At 59.5% G+C, this 17,464-nt stretch carries 20 protein-coding genes; 11 read left to right on the forward strand and 9 right to left on the reverse strand.

All coding sequences use genetic code 11. The features are described from left to right. The first annotated feature begins 1 nt into the window (after position 1). Positions 2–283 (forward strand): hypothetical protein, encoded by a 282-nt coding sequence (locus EI290_RS10145; RefSeq protein WP_125429330.1) that lies wholly within the window; start codon positions 2–4, stop codon positions 281–283. A 25-nt stretch (positions 284–308) separates the two neighbouring features. On the opposite strand, the gene EI290_RS10150 is transcribed toward EI290_RS10145, so the two are convergent. Next, on the reverse strand, positions 309–836 hold the full coding sequence (locus EI290_RS10150; protein WP_125429332.1) for a hypothetical protein: 528 nt from the start codon (positions 834–836) through the stop codon (positions 309–311). A gap of 74 nt (positions 837–910) precedes the next feature. On the opposite strand from EI290_RS10150, the gene EI290_RS10155 reads away from it, so the two are divergent. Further along, on the forward strand, positions 911–1,576 hold the full coding sequence (locus tag EI290_RS10155) for a Rossmann-fold NAD(P)-binding domain-containing protein (protein ID WP_125429334.1): 666 nt from the start codon (positions 911–913) through the stop codon (positions 1,574–1,576). A gap of 102 nt (positions 1,577–1,678) precedes the next feature. Here EI290_RS10155 and EI290_RS10160 read toward each other — a convergent pair whose 3' ends face one another. Then, positions 1,679–2,143 carry a nuclear transport factor 2 family protein gene (locus EI290_RS10160; RefSeq protein WP_125429336.1) on the reverse strand — a complete coding sequence of 155 codons (465 nt, stop codon included), beginning with the start codon at positions 2,141–2,143 and terminating at the stop codon, positions 1,679–1,681. 105 nt (positions 2,144–2,248) lie between these two features. On the opposite strand from EI290_RS10160, the gene EI290_RS22440 reads away from it, so the two are divergent. The 4 genes from EI290_RS22440 (at position 2,249) to EI290_RS10180 (ending at position 4,735) form a co-directional block, all read left to right on the forward strand. Next, complete coding sequence (locus EI290_RS22440; protein ID WP_125429338.1) at positions 2,249–2,458, forward strand: DUF6728 family protein; 210 nt, start codon at positions 2,249–2,251, stop codon at positions 2,456–2,458. Positions 2,459–2,543: 85 nt separating this feature from the next. Further along, complete coding sequence (locus EI290_RS10170) at positions 2,544–2,903, forward strand: MmcQ/YjbR family DNA-binding protein (protein WP_125429340.1); 360 nt, start codon at positions 2,544–2,546, stop codon at positions 2,901–2,903. 125 nt (positions 2,904–3,028) lie between these two features. Beyond that, positions 3,029–3,919: an AraC family transcriptional regulator gene (locus tag EI290_RS10175; RefSeq protein WP_125429342.1), complete on the forward strand. Its 891-nt coding sequence runs from the start codon at positions 3,029–3,031 to the stop codon at positions 3,917–3,919. Between the two features lie 78 nt (positions 3,920–3,997). After that, positions 3,998–4,735 (forward strand): SDR family oxidoreductase, encoded by a 738-nt coding sequence (locus tag EI290_RS10180; protein WP_125429344.1) that lies wholly within the window; start codon positions 3,998–4,000, stop codon positions 4,733–4,735. Positions 4,736–4,860: 125 nt separating this feature from the next. Here EI290_RS10180 and leuS read toward each other — a convergent pair whose 3' ends face one another. The 3 genes from leuS to EI290_RS10195 all read right to left on the reverse strand — a co-directional run bounded on the left by leuS (position 4,861) and on the right by EI290_RS10195 (position 9,099). Then, positions 4,861–7,638, reverse strand: a complete 2,778-nt coding sequence (leuS, locus tag EI290_RS10185) for a leucine--tRNA ligase (protein ID WP_125429346.1) — start codon at positions 7,636–7,638, stop codon at positions 4,861–4,863. 170 nt (positions 7,639–7,808) lie between these two features. Continuing rightward, complete coding sequence (locus EI290_RS10190; protein WP_246008916.1) at positions 7,809–8,501, reverse strand: spheroidene monooxygenase; 693 nt, start codon at positions 8,499–8,501, stop codon at positions 7,809–7,811. Positions 8,502–8,586: 85 nt separating this feature from the next. Continuing rightward, positions 8,587–9,099, reverse strand: coding sequence for a pyridoxamine 5'-phosphate oxidase family protein (locus tag EI290_RS10195; RefSeq protein WP_125429348.1), 513 nt, complete (start codon positions 9,097–9,099; stop codon positions 8,587–8,589). A gap of 145 nt (positions 9,100–9,244) precedes the next feature. Between EI290_RS10195 and EI290_RS10200 the strand changes: the two genes are divergently transcribed. Further along, positions 9,245–9,844, forward strand: a complete 600-nt coding sequence (locus tag EI290_RS10200) for an acyl carrier protein phosphodiesterase (protein ID WP_125429350.1) — start codon at positions 9,245–9,247, stop codon at positions 9,842–9,844. A 5-nt stretch (positions 9,845–9,849) separates the two neighbouring features. Here the strand turns inward: EI290_RS10200 and EI290_RS10205 are convergent, their stop codons facing one another. Next, complete coding sequence (locus EI290_RS10205; RefSeq protein WP_125429352.1) at positions 9,850–10,206, reverse strand: hypothetical protein; 357 nt, start codon at positions 10,204–10,206, stop codon at positions 9,850–9,852. Between the two features lie 44 nt (positions 10,207–10,250). Beyond that, positions 10,251–10,691, reverse strand: coding sequence for a hypothetical protein (locus tag EI290_RS10210; RefSeq protein WP_125429354.1), 441 nt, complete (start codon positions 10,689–10,691; stop codon positions 10,251–10,253). 186 nt (positions 10,692–10,877) lie between these two features. Here EI290_RS10210 and EI290_RS10215 point away from each other — a divergent pair, with 186 nt between their 5' ends. From EI290_RS10215 to EI290_RS10225, 3 genes are all read left to right on the forward strand, one after another. After that, entirely contained in the window at positions 10,878–11,873 is a 996-nt protein-coding gene (locus EI290_RS10215; protein WP_125429356.1) for an aldo/keto reductase, read from the forward strand. Positions 11,874–12,049: 176 nt separating this feature from the next. Further along, the gene (locus tag EI290_RS10220) at positions 12,050–12,961 is read left to right on the forward strand and encodes a helix-turn-helix domain-containing protein (RefSeq protein ID WP_125429357.1); all 912 of its coding nucleotides are present in this window, start codon (positions 12,050–12,052) and stop codon (positions 12,959–12,961) included. A gap of 158 nt (positions 12,962–13,119) precedes the next feature. Then, positions 13,120–14,181, forward strand: coding sequence for an aldo/keto reductase (locus EI290_RS10225; protein ID WP_125429359.1), 1,062 nt, complete (start codon positions 13,120–13,122; stop codon positions 14,179–14,181). A 176-nt stretch (positions 14,182–14,357) separates the two neighbouring features. Here EI290_RS10225 and EI290_RS10230 read toward each other — a convergent pair whose 3' ends face one another. Both EI290_RS10230 and EI290_RS10235 read right to left on the reverse strand, forming a co-directional pair. Beyond that, positions 14,358–14,873, reverse strand: a complete 516-nt coding sequence (locus tag EI290_RS10230; protein ID WP_125429361.1) for an FKBP-type peptidyl-prolyl cis-trans isomerase — start codon at positions 14,871–14,873, stop codon at positions 14,358–14,360. A 147-nt stretch (positions 14,874–15,020) separates the two neighbouring features. Next, positions 15,021–17,000: an AAA domain-containing protein gene (locus EI290_RS10235; protein WP_125429363.1), complete on the reverse strand. Its 1,980-nt coding sequence runs from the start codon at positions 16,998–17,000 to the stop codon at positions 15,021–15,023. Positions 17,001–17,122: 122 nt separating this feature from the next. Here EI290_RS10235 and EI290_RS10240 point away from each other — a divergent pair, with 122 nt between their 5' ends. After that, positions 17,123–17,461 (forward strand): DUF2489 domain-containing protein, encoded by a 339-nt coding sequence (locus EI290_RS10240; RefSeq protein ID WP_125429365.1) that lies wholly within the window; start codon positions 17,123–17,125, stop codon positions 17,459–17,461. Positions 17,462–17,464: the final 3 nt, after the last annotated feature.

The raw sequence follows: 17,464 nt of genomic DNA on the forward strand, positions 1-17,464 counted from the left end.
TATGCTGGACTTCTATTTCATTGCTGACGAAAAACCCAGCAACTACTCACCGGCACTGGAGTATGCTGGTGGAATCGAAAACCGTGAATTTGAACAGGCGCAACAAGCACGTGTCATCGAAGATTATTTGATTTTTTTTGATGATTTCCGCTGGTCAAACGCACAAGTGCATCAGAAATTACTTCAGCTTCACAGCATTAAGAGCGAACAAGTTGATGCCTTGCGGAAGATATTGCAAAGAGCAGCGCAATTACATTATGGAGTAATAGCTTTTGGTGACTAAGCCTCAACCTAACTAACGGCTGCATCTACCGCCCCACAAAAAAACTCTTAAACAGCTCCAATTCCTCTAATTCCCGCTGCACGTAAGCGGAAAAAAACGACTCGCCTACCTGGCGTTGCAACACGGAAATACCCACGTCAATCAGGCGTAGCCCCTGGGCAGTGAGCAGGATGTTATCAAACCGTTCACCCGGCAGGTTTGAGGGCCGCTGTAAGTCACGATGCACAAAGCCGGCGGCGTGAAGGGCACGCAGCTCGTCGGTAAAAACGTCCAGCCACAGCTCGCGCATTTCTACTTCGTAGGCCCTGAAATCGAGGGGGTACACCCGTTCCATTACCAGCATATCGGCGTCGAGGGGGGCATTGTATTCCAGGCGGTTGAACCGTACAACGAGGTCATTTACGCCGTTGGCGAAGCGCATTTTTTCTGCTTCCGAACCGATGTCGGACCGCGTGTCACCGCCGAAGAGCTTGCCAACTTCAGTTTCGGATAAGGCAATGACAGCATTGTTGGCACCCCGGGAAAGTTGGCGAGGGTATCGTTTGGGTTCCATTGAGGCACTGGATTAAATTAGGTTAAAAGCAAAGTACGCTAAAACATCCGCGTCGCTCATCCGTCCTCCCCGGCATGAAACTACGTGTAATAGTTACCGGCACGACCGGCATGGTGGGTGAGGGAGTGCTGCTGGAATGCCTGAACAGCCCCGAAGTGGAGCAGGTGCTCAGCATCAGCCGGCGGCCCAGCGGGCACCAGCACCCCAAGCTGCGGGAGCTGCTGCACGAGGATTTCCAGAACCTCGGACCCATTGCCGACCAGCTGCGAGGCTACAACGCCTGCTTTTTCTGCCTGGGCGTTTCGTCGGTAGGGATGCCGGAGCCGGAGTACCGCCGCTTTACCTACGACCTAACCCTGCACTTTGCCCGCACCCTGCTGGCCCACAACGGCCCCGACCTCACGTTCTGCTACGTCTCGGGCGCCGGCACCGACGACACGCTGCGCAGCCGCCAGATGTGGGCCCGCGTGAAAGGCGAAACCGAAAACGAGCTGCGGCAGCTGGGCTTCCGGCAGGCGTTCATGTTCCGCCCCGGCTTCCTGCGCGCCACCCCCGGCCAGCGGCACGTGCTGTCGTATTACAAATATTTCGGCTGGCTGTACCCCGTGGTGCGCGGCGTGGCCCCCAAATTCGCTTCCACCCTGCAGGAACTGGGCCAGGCCATGCTGCACGTCGCCCGGCGTGGCTACCCAAAGCCCATTCTGGAAGTCCCCGACATCGTGGCAGCGGCAAAGGCGTAGAGACGCAATGGGTTTCGCCTAGTCGTTGCGGATGTTGTTAACCTGACACGTTTCCAGACCGTTCGATGCGGAGGCGCGAAGCGTCACGACTTTTCACCGTTCCTATTTGCACTTCTCCTTGCGGCGGGTGTCGATGATATGGGCAATGCGCCAGCCTTCGGCCAGCTTCACCAGCTGAAACGAGTTGTAGCCGCAGTGACTGAACGTGTTGCCCAGGTAAAACTCGTAGGGCGTCCAGACGCTGGCCAGATTGGCATCAATGAGCACCCGTTCAAACGTGATGCGCTCATCCCACACCTCTTTGTGCGGCGTACCCACGGCTTTTACAAAATCTGAGGGGCTTTCGGGTAGAAGGCGGACCGGCTGGCCGGGGCGGGTGGCAAGTACGTGGAATACTGCCCCGGGAGCCAGCGTGCTGCGTACCATCGTACTATCTCCCGCGCGCATTCCCGCAAAGAAACGGGTAATCGTGGCCTGTACGGCGGCCGTTTCGGGAGCGGGTGTCTGGGCCTGAGCGGTGGCGGCAGCCCCCAGGGCAGCGGCCAGCATGGTGTAGCGTTTCAGCATGAAACAAGTAAAGAGAGAAGTAGGGGAAATCCAGCCGCTCAACCCGGTAACTTACAGTCGCGGTGGAGTAAAAGGTGTTCCAAGTAAATCATTCTGCGGCCGACGGTGTTACTTTTACAACTCTTCACCTCGTTGTATATCATGCGCAAGGACCTGTTTAACTTCGGCCCCGCCCTCGGCTATTTCTTCCGCAAGAATGATCCTGCCCGGCACTCCAATTTCAACCTGCGGACCATGCACTTCATCAATAAGTTGAGCATGGCTATGTTTCTGGTCGGACTGGTGGTGTTGCTCTACCGCTGGTTTATCCGGTAATTAGCTGCTAGTTGGCAGTTGGTAGCTGCCAGAAATCACACGCTGGTAACGGCCAACTGTCAACTAGCAACGGGGACGCACGCCCATGAACATTGAAGATTTCCGCGACTATTGCCTGCTGAAGGCGGGTGTTACCGAAGAAACGCCTTTTGGCCCCGAAACGCTGGTATTCAAAGTGGGCGGTAAAGTATTTGCCCTCACGGATATCGATACGTTCGGCAGCATCAACCTGAAGTGTGACCCGGAGCGCGCCGTTGAGCTGCGTGAGCAGCATACCTATGTGCTGCCCGGCTACCACATGAATAAGAAGCACTGGAACACGGTGTTGGTGGACACCGGCATTCCCGCAGGTCAGCTACGTGATTTAATAAACCATTCCTACGACCTGGTGCGGGCCTCGCTGCCAAAAAAGCTGCGCGAGGAGCTGGCCGAGGCGGAGCAGTAGCGCGTGGGCAGTACCATTCCCGCCGTTCCAGCCTGCCCAGCGCCTTATTCCCGGGTGCGGTAAAATTCATATGCAGCACCCTCCCAACTACCGTGGCGGTGCTCCGAAAACGGTAGTTTTGAGCCATGTACACGCTTCAATACGCGCCGGCCGTTCCCGTTCATTCCTTCCGGCGGGAAGCCGGGGCCGGCAACAACTTCTTCAGTATGACGCGCTCTGAGGGAGGCGTTGTGTATGAGGCAGATTTGCTGAAACCGCACCGCAAGAATTTTTATCTGATGGTGTTCGTGAAGCACAACGTGGGGCGGCACTGGGTTGATACTATTCCCTACGAGCACGCGCCCAATACCTTTTACTTCAGCACGCCCCGGCAGGTGCTGGTGAAGGAGGACCCTTCGCCCTTCTGGGGCACGCACTTCTCCTTTACCCCCGAGTTCCTAGCCCTGCAGCAGAACACGGCTCTGCTGGAGCTGCCGCTTGTCCAGAACCCCCACAACGGGCACGAGCTGCAACTGACGGTGACGGATGCGGCATTTGTGGAGGAAACACTGAGCAGGATAGAGGCGGAGTATGCCCGCCCCGGCGAGTGGCAGCACCGTATGCTCAGCGCCCATGTGGCAGTGCTGCTGACCTACCTAAGCCGCCTCTACACTGAACAGTTTGCCGCCGCCGAGCCCTCCGCCGATAAATTTCTGCTGAAAACATACCAGGTCAAAATTGAAGAGTGCTACCGGGAACTGCACGAGGTGGGCGCGTATGCTGCTTTGCTCAATATTTCGGCGGGCCACCTGAGCGAGGTAGTGAAGGCTCAAAGCGGCAAATCGGCCATTAAGCATATCCACGAGCGGCTGGTGCTGGAAGCCCGGCGGCTGCTCTTCTACTCCCACCACTCGCTCAAGGAAATTGCCTTTGACCTGGGCTTTGCCAATGCATCCTACTTCAACCGCTTTTTTAAGCGCGAAACCGGCGCAACGCCGGCTGAGTACCGTACCACCATCCGGAAAATGTACCAGTAATACCGCAGAATAGGCGCCAGCCACGCCAAAGGCGCCCGGTAGCTTTGTGCCATTCATTCACAGGCATTTTTTTCTACCATGAAAACCGCACTCATTACCGGCGCCAATAAAAGCATTGGCCTTGAAACGGCCCGTCAGCTTCTGCAAAACGGCTACTACGTGTACCTGGGCAGCCGCGACCTGCACAAGGGCCAGGAGGCCGCCGGGCAGCTACACGCCGCGGGCCTGACCAATGTGGAGCCCCTGCAGATTGACGTAACCGACAGCGCCTCTATTGCCGCCGCCCGCCAGGCCCTGGGCCAGAAAACGCCGGTGCTGGACGTGCTCATCAACAACGCTGGTATTCTGGGCAGCATGTCGCAACCCCCGCTGGGCACCAGCCTCAGCACCATTCGGGAGGTGTTTGCTACCAACGTTTTCGGCGTAATTGAGGTAACGCAGGCGTTTATCGACTTACTGCGGAAGTCAGCTGAGCCCCGGATTGTAAACGTTACCTCCGGCCTGGGCTCCCTCACGCTCCACAACGACCCTTCCTGGAAATATTATCCGGTGAAAGGGGCCGCTTACCAGCCCTCCAAAGCTGCTCTGAACGCCTACACCATCATGCTGGCCTACGAGCTGCGCGACACGCCTTTCAAAGTAAATGCCGTGGACCCCGGCTATACCGCCACCGACTTCAACCACCACAGCGGCCCCGGTACGGTAGCCGATGCAGCGGCCCGCGTGGTGAAAGCAGCCGTGCTCGGCCCGGACGGACCCACCAGCCAGTTCTTCAGCGACGATAACGCCCCGGAAACCGGTATCAGCCCTTGGTAAACCCAGCGTGCCACCCTGCACACGGGTTGCTTGTGTGAACCGCGTGAAATAAAAAGACCTGCCAGGTTCACCTGACAGGTCTTTCTGCTAACAGCCAATAGCCATCAGCTAACAGCTCAGGAAACCTATACCACCACGTTCACCATGCGGCCGGGCACGACGATGAACTTCTTGGGTTCCTTGCCATCGGCGAAGCGGGGCAGGAAGTCGGAGGCCCGCACGGCGGCTTCGATGTCGGCGGGCGTGGCGGTAGCAGGGAACTGCAGCGTCTCGCGCACCTTCCCGTTGATGGCTACGGGGTAATTCACGGTATCTTCTACCAGGTATTCCTCGCGGAACTCGGGGTACTGGGTGTGGCTGATGCTGCCAGCTTCGTGGCCCAATTTCACCCACAGCTCCTCCGCCAGGTGCGGGGCGTAGGGTGAGAGCAGCACCACCAGCGGCTCCAGAATGGCGCGCTTGTGGCAGTCGAGGGCAGTCAGCTCGTTCACCGTAATCATTAGGGCGCTGACGGTGGTGTTGAACGAGAACTTCTCAATGTCCTCCTCCACCTTGCGGATGACTTTATGCAGGGCTTTTAACTCGGCGGGCTTAGCCGCTTCGTCAGTCACAGCAAAATCGCCATCCTGGGGGTGGTAGAGGCGCCAGAGCTTCTTGAGGAAGCCGGCCACGCCGCTCATGCCGTTGGTGTTCCAGGGCTTGTACTGCTCCAGCGGCCCCAGGAACATTTCGTAGAGACGCAGCGCATCGGCCCCGAACTTCTCAATGAGCGTGTCGGGATTTACCACGTTGTACTTCGACTTCGACATCTTCTCGACTTCCACGCCCACCACGTAGGTGCCGTTGTCTTCCAGGATGAACTCCGCGTTGGCATATTCCTCGCGCCAGTTCCGGAAGGCTTCTACGTCGAGCACATCGTTGTCCACTATGTTCACGTCCACATGCAGCGCGGTAGTCTGGTGGTCACCCTTCTTGCCCGCAGTCACAAACGTGTTAGTACCGTTGATGCGATATGCCAGATTCGAGCGGCCCAGAATCATGCCTTGATTGATGAGCTTCTGGAAGGGCTCGTTGGCCGTTACCAGGCCTAGGTCTTTCAGGAACAGGTGCCAGAAGCGGGAGTAGAGCAGGTGGCCCGTAGCGTGCTCTGCACCACCCAGATATAAATCCACATTCTGCCAGTACTGCTCGGCTTCCTGGCCCACAAAACGCTCGGTGTTGTGCGGGTCCATATAGCGCAGGTAGTACCAGCTGGAGCCGGCCCAGCCGGGCATGGTGCTCAGCTCGTACTCATACTGGCCCTTGTACTTCCAATCCTTGGCGCGGCCCAGGGGCGGCTCGCCGGTTTCGGTGGGCTTGTACTCGTCGATTTCCGGCAGCACCAAAGGCAGGTCGGCTTCTTCCACGCCGTAGGCTACCCCGTCCTTGTAATAAATCGGGATGGGCTCACCCCAGTACCGCTGGCGGCCGAAGATGGCGTCGCGGATGCGGAAGTTGGTTTTGCCCTTGCCAATGCCGCGCTGCTCCAGCTCCTGTATCAGGGTTTGGGTGGCTTGCTTGTAGTTCTGGCCCTGGATGAGGCCGTGCAGGTAGAGGCCTTCCTTGGTGGGGTCGGCCTGCTCGCCGATCTGCTGCTGGTCCACCACCTGCACAATGGGCAGGTTGAAGTGCTTGGCAAACACGTAGTCGCGCTGGTCGCCGGAGGGCACGGCCATTACGGCGCCGGTGCCGTAGCCGGCCAGCACGTAATCGGCAATCCAAATTTGGATGGGCTCGTTGGTGAACGGGTTGAGGGCATAGGCCCCGGTGAAAGCGCCCGATACGGTTTTGGTATCGGCCATCCGGTCCCGCTCCGAGCGGCGCTTGGTGGCATCCTGGTAGTCCTGCACGGCCTGTAGCTGCGCGGGCGTGGTCAGCTCCTTCACCAGCTCGTGCTCGGGGGCCAGCACCAAGAAGGTAGCGCCATAAATGGTGTCCACGCGGGTGGTGTACACTTTGATTTGCGCCGGCTCGTGACCCTGCACCTGGAAGGTTACTTCGGCCCCGATGCTCTTGCCAATCCAGTTGCGCTGCATTTCCTTCACCGCGTCGGGCCAGTCGAGGGTGTCGAGGCCTTGGAGGAGGCGGTCGGCGTAGGCGGTGATGCGCAGGTTCCACTGGGGCATGAGGCGGCGCTCTACCGGAAAGCCGCCGCGCTCCGAGAGGCCATCTTTCACCTCGTCGTTGGAGAGTACCGTGCCCAGGCCGGGGCACCAGTTCACGTAGGTATCCTGCTGGTAGGCCAGACGGTAGGGGTGCACAGCCTGCAAACGCTGCTTTTCCGAAAACAGCTTCCACTGGCCCGCCGTGAAGGCGTGGCGCTCCTCCTCGTCGCCGGCTGCGCGGATGCCCTCGCTGCCATTTTGCTCGAACTTCTCCAGCAGGGTTTTGAGGGGCTCAGCCCGGTCGGTATCAAGGTTATACCAGGAGTTGAACAGCTTCAGGAAAATCCACTGCGTCCACTTGTAGTACGCGGGGTCGGAGGTGCGCACTTCCCGGCTCCAGTCGTAGCTGAACCCCAGGGAGGAGAGCTGCTTGATGTAGGTGCTGATGTTCTGCTCCGTGGTCAGGGCCGGGTGCTGGCCGGTCTGGATGGCGTACTGCTCGGCGGGCAGGCCAAACGAGTCGAAACCCATGGGGTGCAGCACGTTGTAGCCCCGCAGGCGCTTGTAGCGGGCCACAATATCGGAGGCAATGTAGCCCAGCGGATGCCCCACGTGCAGGCCCGCCCCGCTGGGGTACGGGAACATGTCCAGTACGTAGTATTTGGGCTTCTCTGGCTGATTTTCAGCCTTGAAGGTATGGTGCTCTTTCCAGTGGGCTTGCCACTTTTTCTCAATATCCTGGGGATGGTAGCCGGGCATGGGCAGTCGGGGTACAGTTAATCGGAACGGGCGAAATTACGGAAAAACGGAGGCGGGTAGGGTGGTTTTTCTAAGCGGGTGTGCTGCTGAGTGAAGCGAAGGGCTTTTCAACGTGCAGGCGCCGGTTCCCGCAGAGGACGCAGTGAATAGCGCAGAAGGCGCAGAGCTGTTCAAAAAGTCAGCAGATTGTGGCCGTCCCAGGTGCCTTCCGCGTCCAGCACGCGGAACCGGGCGAACAGTTCTTCGCCGTACCAGTTTTCCTGGCGGGTGAGACGAATAACCTCTTTGTGTTTGGGGCTGCGGTAGGCGTAGTCCTGCATGGCCTGCTGAGATTCCCAGAGGCTGATGGTGGCCTGGCGCACGATGGGCAGTTCACCCAGCCCGATGGCAGCCCGCACGCCGGGGGCCTCGGCCACGGTGGCGCTTACCGGAGCTACGTAGCGCCAGAAACGGGGTGTTTTCTGCCAGCGGATGGAGGCCCGGGTAAGCACCAGCATCGGCCCATCTGCTGCATCAGCCTCAGTTTCGTAGTCAAATGGATTTTCCCTATCCCATAGTCCGTGCGACTTGACAGGGGCCAGTCGGGCGGTCCAGATTTCCGAGGTGCGCTGCTGGTACTGCTGCCACAGCGGATGCTTGGTAAAGAACTCCTGAGCGGCTTCCTCTGAGTCCCACACGGCCATAAACCCGTAACGCTGCAGGTTGGGCAAGGCCCCAAAACCATCCGCACCACTGCCCAGCAGCTTCTGAAACCGCAGGCCCGGCACGCGCCGCAAGGGCCGCTGGGCGGTGCCCATCTGCGCAAAGCCCCAGCGCCGCTGGTTGGGCAGGAGGGTGAGGATGGAAAGGGTGGTGAGTGACAAGGGGGCAGTAGTTACGTAGGCTTCGGGAAAACAAAGAAGGGCCGGAATTGCTTCCGGCCCTTCGCGCAAGTTCAGCAAGACAAATTTACTTCACTTCTACTTTGGCGTGCTCATTCACGTCGTCGGAGGTGCTCCGCTCGCCGGTGGCCAGGGCTTTCACGTAGGCTACAGCCTGGGTGAGCAGGCTGCTGGGCGTATCCCAGTATTCGCCCTTCTCAATTTCCACTTTCAGGATGTAGATGCTCTCGTCGTCCTTGCCTTTGGGGAACCAGGCGCGCATGGGCTCACTCCAGAGCTTGTCGATTTCGGCCTGGTTGCGGTAGGCGTTGGCGCGGCCCGATACGGATACGTACACGTTGTCGTCGGGCTTGGCGTAGCTCAGGTTTACGTGGCTGTCTTTTTTTACCTCGTACACTTTGGCCGAGTCCTTATCGGTCAGGAATACCAGGGCGCTGCTGCCGTCGGGCTTCTGCGTGAACATGGGGCGGCTGCGCAGGCTGCCGTCCTGGTCCTGGGTGGTGAGCATGGCAATGCGCACGTCCTTAATTTTATCGAGCAGAGTGGACAGGTCGTTGGTGACGTTGGGTTGCGTGGACATGGGAAGCTAGTGTGGGGGAAGAATAGAAAAAATCAACGGGAAGGCAGCCGAAAACCGGCCCGGCCTGTTGCCTGTACGGTCCGGCCCGGTCCTGGGTTGAGCTCAACCGGACCGCCGGCCGTATTTTGCCGACCTTCCGCACCGTATGAATTTCCTCGCCCACCTGCTGCTTTCCGGTTCTCCCACCGACCCCAATTACGCCGATATAGCGGTGGGCAACTTCGCGGCCGAGGCTGTGCGGGGCCGTGCCGCCCTGCTGGCCTACCCCGAGCCCGTGCAGCGCGGCATCCGCCTGCACCGCTTCATTGACTCGTTTACCGATGCGCACCCGGCCGTGCGCCGTACCACCGCCCGCCTGCGGGCGGCGGGCCTGGGCAAGTGGGCCGGCATAGTGTCGGATGTAGGCTTCGACCACCTGCTGGCCCGCGACTTTGCCCGCTACCACCCTGAGGAGCCGTTGCCGCAGTTTGCCCAGCGCCAGTACCAGCTGCTGCACCAGCGCCGCCACGAGCTGCCGGAGCGGCTGCAGCACATGCTGCACTACATGCGCCAGCACGACTGGCTGACCGGCTACGCCCACCCCGAGGGCCTGTACCGCGCCTTGCTGGGCCTGAGCCGCCGCGTGCCCGCCGCCGAAGTACTGGCTACCGGGGCCGCCGCGTTTCTGGCAGAGCTGCCGGCCTACGAGGCGGATTTTCAGGAGTTCTGGCCGGAACTGCGGGCGGGGGTGGCAGATGTTCAGTAACAGTTTTATAACAGGCGTATTTCCAGCTGCCGCTTGTTTATATCCAGTGTGTACCAGTCCGATGTTTCTTTATCGGGTACGCAGTCCTGTAGAGAATATCCTCGGCTGTATCTCCGCAACGAGTATCGTCCCAGCAGAATGGTCAGGCCATACAGCTGGATGTCGTTGTAGCCGATAAAAGCCGTGGTGACAATACGCCGGGTATCGTTAACGTGCTTTCTGGTGAGCTGGCTATCCACCGCAGGCGGCAGTATGCCGTCGCACCACAATCCTCTAACCCGGGCGTCTGGGCTGTGTGCAAAAGTATTGGTTAAATGGTACTCCAGAAGCTCGCAAAATTCCTTGTTGAAAGATTCTTCCATGTAACAATTTAGAGTGACACGCCCGCTTCCGGCTGCGCACAAGTCTAGCGCGAATACGTGGCCTCAATCGTGACTTTCTGGTTCATGACGATGGCCGGAAGCTGGTAGTACAGCACCAGCTTCTTGCTGGTCAGTTCCCCCACTTCCCGCGAAAAATCGGTGCGCGGGTTGGTGTCTTGCATGCTGATGATGGAGCCGCTGTAGGTGTAGGGAGCTGTGAAATACAGCTGGTTGCCCCGATACTCCTCGAACGTGCTAGCCGACACCACCAGATAGTCGCCGGTCGTACCGGCCAAGTGCTGCTCGACCATTACCTGGCCCGTAGTAACGTCGGTGTTGATGCTGTGCTGGGTAACCAGCTGCCAGCGGCCGGGCAATGGGGCCGGCTCGTCCTTTTCGTCTTCCGAACCGCAGCCTGTGAGCGTACTAAGGGAAAACAGCACGGCCCAGGCAGCCGGGCGGGAGAATGGCGCAGAAAGGAACATAGGGAGCAGAAGGAGGATTCAGGCAAAGAAAAGGGGAATATTCGGATAAATACCGGGCGGTTGAAAATTGAGTTGTCCACTGCCTTTCATCGGTTTGTATTGCAGATGCGCGGGTTTGTGTAGCTCTGGCGGGCCGGGCGGGCCTCACCTTTGTGCTGTTCAAGCATTCCTTTGATTTACTGCACAATGAGCAACCTCAAACGAGTACCCCTGGGTAGCCAGGGTCTGGAAGTGCCGGTAGAAGGCCTGGGCTGCATGGGCATGACCGGCGGCGTAGGCGGCATGAGCGTGTACGGCCAGGCTGACGAGCAGGAAAGCCTGGCGACCCTGCACCGCGCCCTGGAGCTGGGCGTGAACCTGCTGGATACGGCTGACCTCTACGGCCCGTTGCTGAACGAGCAGCTGGTGGGCCGCGCCATTGCCGGCCGCCGCCAGAAGGTTATCCTGGCTACCAAATTCGGGTTCGAAGTGGACGACAGCGGCACCTTCACCGGTCAGCTCAACGGCCACCCCGCTTACGCCCGCAAGTGCCTGGAACGTTCCCTGCGCAACCTCCGCACCGACTACGTGGACCTGTACTACCTGCACCGCCAGGACCCGCAGGTGCCCATCGAGGACAGTATTGGCGAGATGAGCCGCTTCGTGGAGGAGGGCAAGGTGCGCTACCTGGGCGTATCGGAAACGCCGGCCGGGGCGCTGCGCCGGGCCCACGCCGTGCACCCCATTACCGCCCTGCAAACCGAGTACTCACTGTTCGATAGAGGCGTGGAGGAAACCGGGACCTTGCAGGTGGCGCGGGAGCTGGGCATTGGCTTCGTGGCCTACTCGCCGCTGGGCCGGGGCTTTCTATCGGGCGACATTAAGAGCCCCGATGACTTCGAGGCCACCGACTCGCGCCGGATTTTCCCACGCTTTCAGGGCGAGAATTTCTACAAGAACCTGGAGTTGGTACGCAAGCTCGAAACGCTGGCTGCGGCCAAAGGCGTCACATCGGCGCAGCTGGCGCTGGCCTGGGTGCTGGCCCAGGGTGTGGTAGCCATTCCGGGTACTAAGCGCCGCAAATATCTGGAGCAAAACGTGGCCGCCGCCAGCCTCACGCTCAGCCCCCAGGAGCTGGCCGAGCTGGACGCCATTGTGCCCGTAGGTGGCCCTGTGGGCGCGGCATATCCGGAAGGGTTTTAGGTTCTGTAGGGATGTAGAGACGCAACATTTTACGCCGTGTCGTTGCTGACGTTCAATCTGTGCGGTAATATGTTTTTGCGGCTTTCAAACAGCTTAGTTGTTTCGGCAGCATCTGTCCGATTATTGTCGTTCAACGACGAGGCCGTCTTATCTTGTTCTTTTCTTGTTCTTCTGGTATGAAACCTGCCGCCCCGCCTTTCCGCCTGCTTGCTTCGGTGAGCGACTTCACTGAGCACTTTGGGTTTCCCGCGCCGGCGCATCCGCTGCTCACGGTTATTGATCTGGCCCGGCACCGCCACCCGCCGGTGGTGGGGCCGGCTCTGCGGCAGCTCTACATCATTGCCCTGAAAAAGAACCTGAAGGGCCGGATTCAGTACGGTCACCGCTCCTACGATTTCAATGAGGGCGTACTGGCTTTTTACGCGCCGGGCCAGCTCTGCGAAAACAACGACTCCATCGACGTATCGGAGCTGAGCGGCTGGATGCTGGTGTTCCACCCCGATTTGCTGCACAAGTACCCGCTGGGCCGCAAAATTGCCGGCTACGGCTTCTTTTCCTACCAGGTACACGAGGCGCTGCACCTTTCCGAGCGGGAGGAACAGCTGCTGGATGGCGTGCTGGACGTACTGCGGCGGGAACACGCCCAGCCCATCGACGGCTTTAGCCAGGATGTGCTGGTGGCTCAGCTGGAGGTACTGCTCAGCTACGCCAACCGTTTCTACCACCGGCAATTCCTCACCCGCCGCCCGGCCGAGCACGACCTGCTTACCCGCTTTGAGGAACTGCTGCGCGGGTATTTTGCCCAGGACAAGGAACAGCCGCTGCCCACCGTGCAGCACTTCGCCGATGCTTTGCACGTGTCGCCGGCCTACCTCAGCGACATGCTGCGCACCCTCACCGGCCAGAACACCCAGCAGCACATCCACCAGGCCCTCATCGAGAAGGCTAAAGTGCTGCTGCTCGGTACTTCCCAGTCCATCAACGAAACGGCCTACCAGCTGGGCTTCGAGTATCCGCAGTATTTCACCCGCCTGTTCAAAAACAAAACCGGCCTCACCCCGGCGGCTTTCCGGCTGTCGGGGCAGTAACAGTAGGTAGGTTACGACTGATCTTCAACGCCGCCAGTCATGCTGAGCTTGTCGAAGCATCTCTACCGCTTCGTCCACATCGATTCAACGGAACGGGAGAGATGCTTCGGCAAACTCAGCAGGACGTTCTTTTTCTGCACCACTAATCTTCTTCGCTTATGAATCTGACCGAATATCGCACCCTGGGCCGCTCCGGGCTGGTGGTGAGCCCCCTGACCCTGGGCACCATGACGTTTGGCACCCCGCGCTGGGGCTCTTCGGACGAGGAATCGGAAGCCATTTTCCGGGCGTATGTGGAAGCTGGCGGCAATTTTATCGATACCGCCAACGTGTACGCCAAGGGCCGCAGCGAGGAGCTGGTGGGCCAGTACGTGGCTGCCGCCGGCCTCCGCGACCAGCTGGTGCTGGCGACCAAATCGGGGTTTCATAGCGGGCAGCCGGGCAACCCGCACGGGGGTGGCAACGGCCGCAAAAACATCAATCAGGCCCTGGAAAGCTCCCTGCGCCGCCTCCAAACCGACTATGTGGACCTGTATTGGGTGCACGTGTGGGATATGGTGACGCCAGTGGAGGAAGTGCTCCAAACCCTCGGCGACCTGGTGCGGGCCGGTAAAATCCGCTACTTCGCCTTTTCGGATGTGCCGGCCTGGTACGCCGCCAAAGCCACCACGCTGGCCGCCGCCCACCACGTGCCCGGGCCCATTGCTCTGCAACTGGAGTATTCCCTGGTGGAGCGCCACATTGAAAATGAGCACGTGCCCGCCGCCCGGGAGTGCGGGCTGGGCATCACGCCCTGGAGCCCGTTGGCCGCCGGCTTCCTGGCCGGCAAATACCAGCGTGCTGCTAACTCCGGAGCAAAGGCCAGCGGCGAAGGCCGCCTTACTGGCCCCAACCCATTCCAGGACAGCAAATTCACCGAACATAACTGGCGGGTACTGGCGGTAGTGCAGGAAGTAGCCCGGGCGCTCAACCGCCCCGCCGCGCAGGTGGCGCTGGCCTGGGTGCTGGCCCAGCCCGGCATTACTTCCGTTATCCTGGGAGCCAGCAAACGCACGCAGCTGCTCGATAACCTGGCCGCCCTGGATCTGCATTTGTCACCCGAGCACCTGCGGCAGCTTCAGGAGGCCAGCGCGCTGGCACCCGTTTTCCCCTACGGTATTTTTACTCCAGCTATCCACAAAGGCATTTTCGGTGGAACGTCGGTGCAGGGCTGGCAGTAAGGTTGAGGCGTGATAAAGAAGACTTGTTCTACCGCTGGTTTATGACCAATGTCATTCCGAGCGAAATCGAGGAATGACGTTCTTTTGGGTCTTTCAGGACCTCCGATGACTTTCTACATACAAAAACCCGCAGCCTGCACAGGCCGCGGGTTTTTTTGTTGAAGTGTATTATTGGCTTAGTGCTGGTGGCCGCCTTCGCCGTGTACGTGGCCGTGGTCCAGTTCCTCGCGGGTGGCGTCGCGCACGGCTTCCACTTTACCGTCGAAGTGCATCACCATGCCGGCCAACGGGTGGTTAAAATCCATTTTTACGCTGGAGTCGCCGATTTCAACCACTTTGCCCTGCATGTGGTGGCCCTGGTTGTCGGCCATGGGCAGGAAGTTGCCTTCCTGCAGCATTTCCTCGTCAATCTGCCCGTCAATTTCGAATACGTTCTTCGGAATTTCCACCACGGCCTGCTGGTCATACTCGCCGTAGGCCTGCTCCGGGGTGAGGCTGAAGGTGAACGAGTCGCCGGGTTGCTTGCCGCTGAGCTGGCGCTCAAACTCGTCGGGCAGGCCGCTCATGCCAAACAAAAACACCATCGGCGCATCTTCCTCCGCCGATTCAACAAGCACTTTCTCTTGGTTCTCGTCCGTCACGCTCAGGTCGTAGGTGATGGTAACGACTTTGTTTTCGCTGATTTGAGTCATGGGGTAGGATGGACGCTGCTGGTCCGGGCTGGGTTGGGAAATGAATTGGACGGCTAATTACGGAAATGCACAGTAATTGTCGGGTTACTGGTTGTTCGTTGTCCGTTGTCAGAACAACATGAGCAACGGACAACTAATAACTAGACCTTACTGCAGCTCCCAGGCCGTGCGGTAGGCCCCGATGCTTTCTACGTAATCGAGGAAGGCTTTGTAGAACGGGTGGGCGCCCAGGGTGCTGGAGTCGCCTACCAGCAGCAGCTTGCGGCGGGCCCGGGTCATGCCCACGTTCATGCGGCGGATGTCGCTCAAAAAGCCGATTTCGCCCTGGGGGTTGCTGCGGGTGAGACTGATGGCAATGATGTCGCGCTCCTGGCCCTGAAACGCATCAACGGTGCCCACGCTCAGCATCCGATGCTCCAGTAAACCTACCAGCTCGTCGTTTTCCTCAATGGCATCCTTGAGGTAGTTGATCTGGGCGCGGTAGGGGGCAATTACGCCGATGGTAAGCAAGTCGGCCTCGTGGTCGGCCTGGTCGTAGGCCTCCAGCAGCTGGGCCAAGCGTTTCAGCAGCAGGTCGGCTTCCTCGGGGTTGGCGGTAGAGCGGCTTTCCTCGATGGTAATTTCCTGGAAGCCGAAGCCGGCCGTATCCAAAAACTCCACGGCCGTATCGGGGGCAAAGCGCAGGTCGTAGGCAGGCAGGTCGGCGTGGGCCACGGAGGGCGCGGCTTTCAGGCGGCCCTCGTAAAACTGCTCCGAGCTGAACTCCATAATCTGCTCGTGCATGCGGTACTGCACCTCCAGCATACGGGCCGTGTCGGGCTGACGCCGGATGCACTTCTCAAACAGCGTTTCGCGCAACCCCTGGGCGGCGGCCTTCTCGCTTTTCACGGTGGGCGGTAGCTGCTGATGGTCGCCGGCAAGCACCACGCGGTTGGCTTTGCTGATGGGAATCCAGCAGCCCGGCTCCAGGGCCTGGGCCGCCTCATCAATAAACACGGTTTCGTAGGTGAGGTGACGGATGGCGCGGTTGCTGGCACCCACCAGCGTACAGGTAATCACCTGCACCTGCTCCAAAAGGTCCTCGGTGATATAGCGCTCCAGCTGGTCGGATTCCTGCAGCAAATCGTGGGCCTGCTGCTTGAGCTGGCGGCGCTGCTCCCGCTCTTCCCAGCCAAAGTGACGCTTGAACTTGCCAGCCTCTTCGCGGTACTGCTCAGCAGTTTGACGCATGCTGCGCAGCTCGGCGTAGCTCTTGTGGTTCATAATCTGTGCGTCCAGCGTGTGCTGCAGCAGCAGGTCGGAAACCCGGGAGGGGTTGCCCATGCGGATGACGTTCACGCCCCGCTCGGCCAGCTTCTCGGTGAGCAAATCCACGGCCGTGTTGCTGGGGGCGCACACCAGCACCCGCCGCTCCCGCCGGATGGTTTCCAGAATGGCCTGCACCAGGGTAGTGGTTTTGCCGGTGCCGGGCGGACCGTGAATAATGGCTACATCCTGGGCCGCCAGCACGTGGCGCACGGCCGCCAGCTGGCTCTGGTTCAGGGGCGAGGGGTAGTAGAGCGTGGCCTCGGCCTCGGGCTTGTAGCGGGCCGGCTTGGCGCCCAGCAGCACATCGCGCAGCTCGGCCAGGCGCGAGTCGTAGGCACCCATCACCTTACCCAGGGCGTACTCCATCTCGCGGTAGCTTACCTCGTCGAAGGTCAGATCCACGCCCAGCTTGCCCTCGTCTACCCAGTCGGGCAGGTCCTCTTTGGTGGTGGCCAGCAGGATTTTGTTGCGCTTGACGCTGGTAATCACGCCCGACAGCGTGGGCCGGTCGGAGCCGGAGCGGCCGGGAATGTTGCCGAACAGGGCCGCGTTTTTGCCCACCTGAAACAGGTGCAGCCCCCCGCCGCCCTGGCGCTCCAGCTCCAGTACCAGCTTGCCGCCGAAGCCAATGTCTTCGGAGGTAATTTTAACCGGGTACCAAGTGAGGCCCCGCTTCTGGCGCTCGGCAATGGTGGCCTGGGCGCTCTTGATTTTGAATTGTTCGAGGTCCTCCTGCTGCTCGAGCTTCATGAGGGCCTGCACCTTACGCAGCTCTTTTTCCAGCGCGTACGGATCGGTATAGGTAGGTTGTTCAGCCAACGGGTTGAGGTCTTGTGCGAATCGTTGGTAACAACGAAAACGGGGAAAAGGTGGCCGAAGGTCGGGAGGAAACTTTACTTTGGCTACCGACGCTGGATCTGCCATATGCCCAACCTATTCCAATGACAAACCCGCTAAAATCCGTCAGCCTGCTCCGCAAGCTTGTTTCAACAGCCCGTTCAGTTACAACAGGGCAGGTTGGGCTGCCGCTCGGTATTCTGCGCCTACATACTATTCTATATTGGTTGCGCCAGCAGAATGTTACCCCATTATCTGAAGAAGACGTACAGGTGCTGGAAGCTTATCATGCCCAAATAATTGACTTCCCAATAGGGGATGAACGGCATAACTGGAGCCTTGAGGCGTTGCAGAAAGAAGATGCGGAACTACAGGAGTTGACAGCTTTATATCAGCCTCAACTAATGGCTGTTCTGTACAGAATTGTAGCGGAAGCCATCTAACTT

The sequence above is a fragment of the Hymenobacter metallilatus genome (assembly GCF_003944705.1).
In the GTDB taxonomy this organism is placed as follows: domain Bacteria; phylum Bacteroidota; class Bacteroidia; order Cytophagales; family Hymenobacteraceae; genus Hymenobacter; species Hymenobacter metallilatus.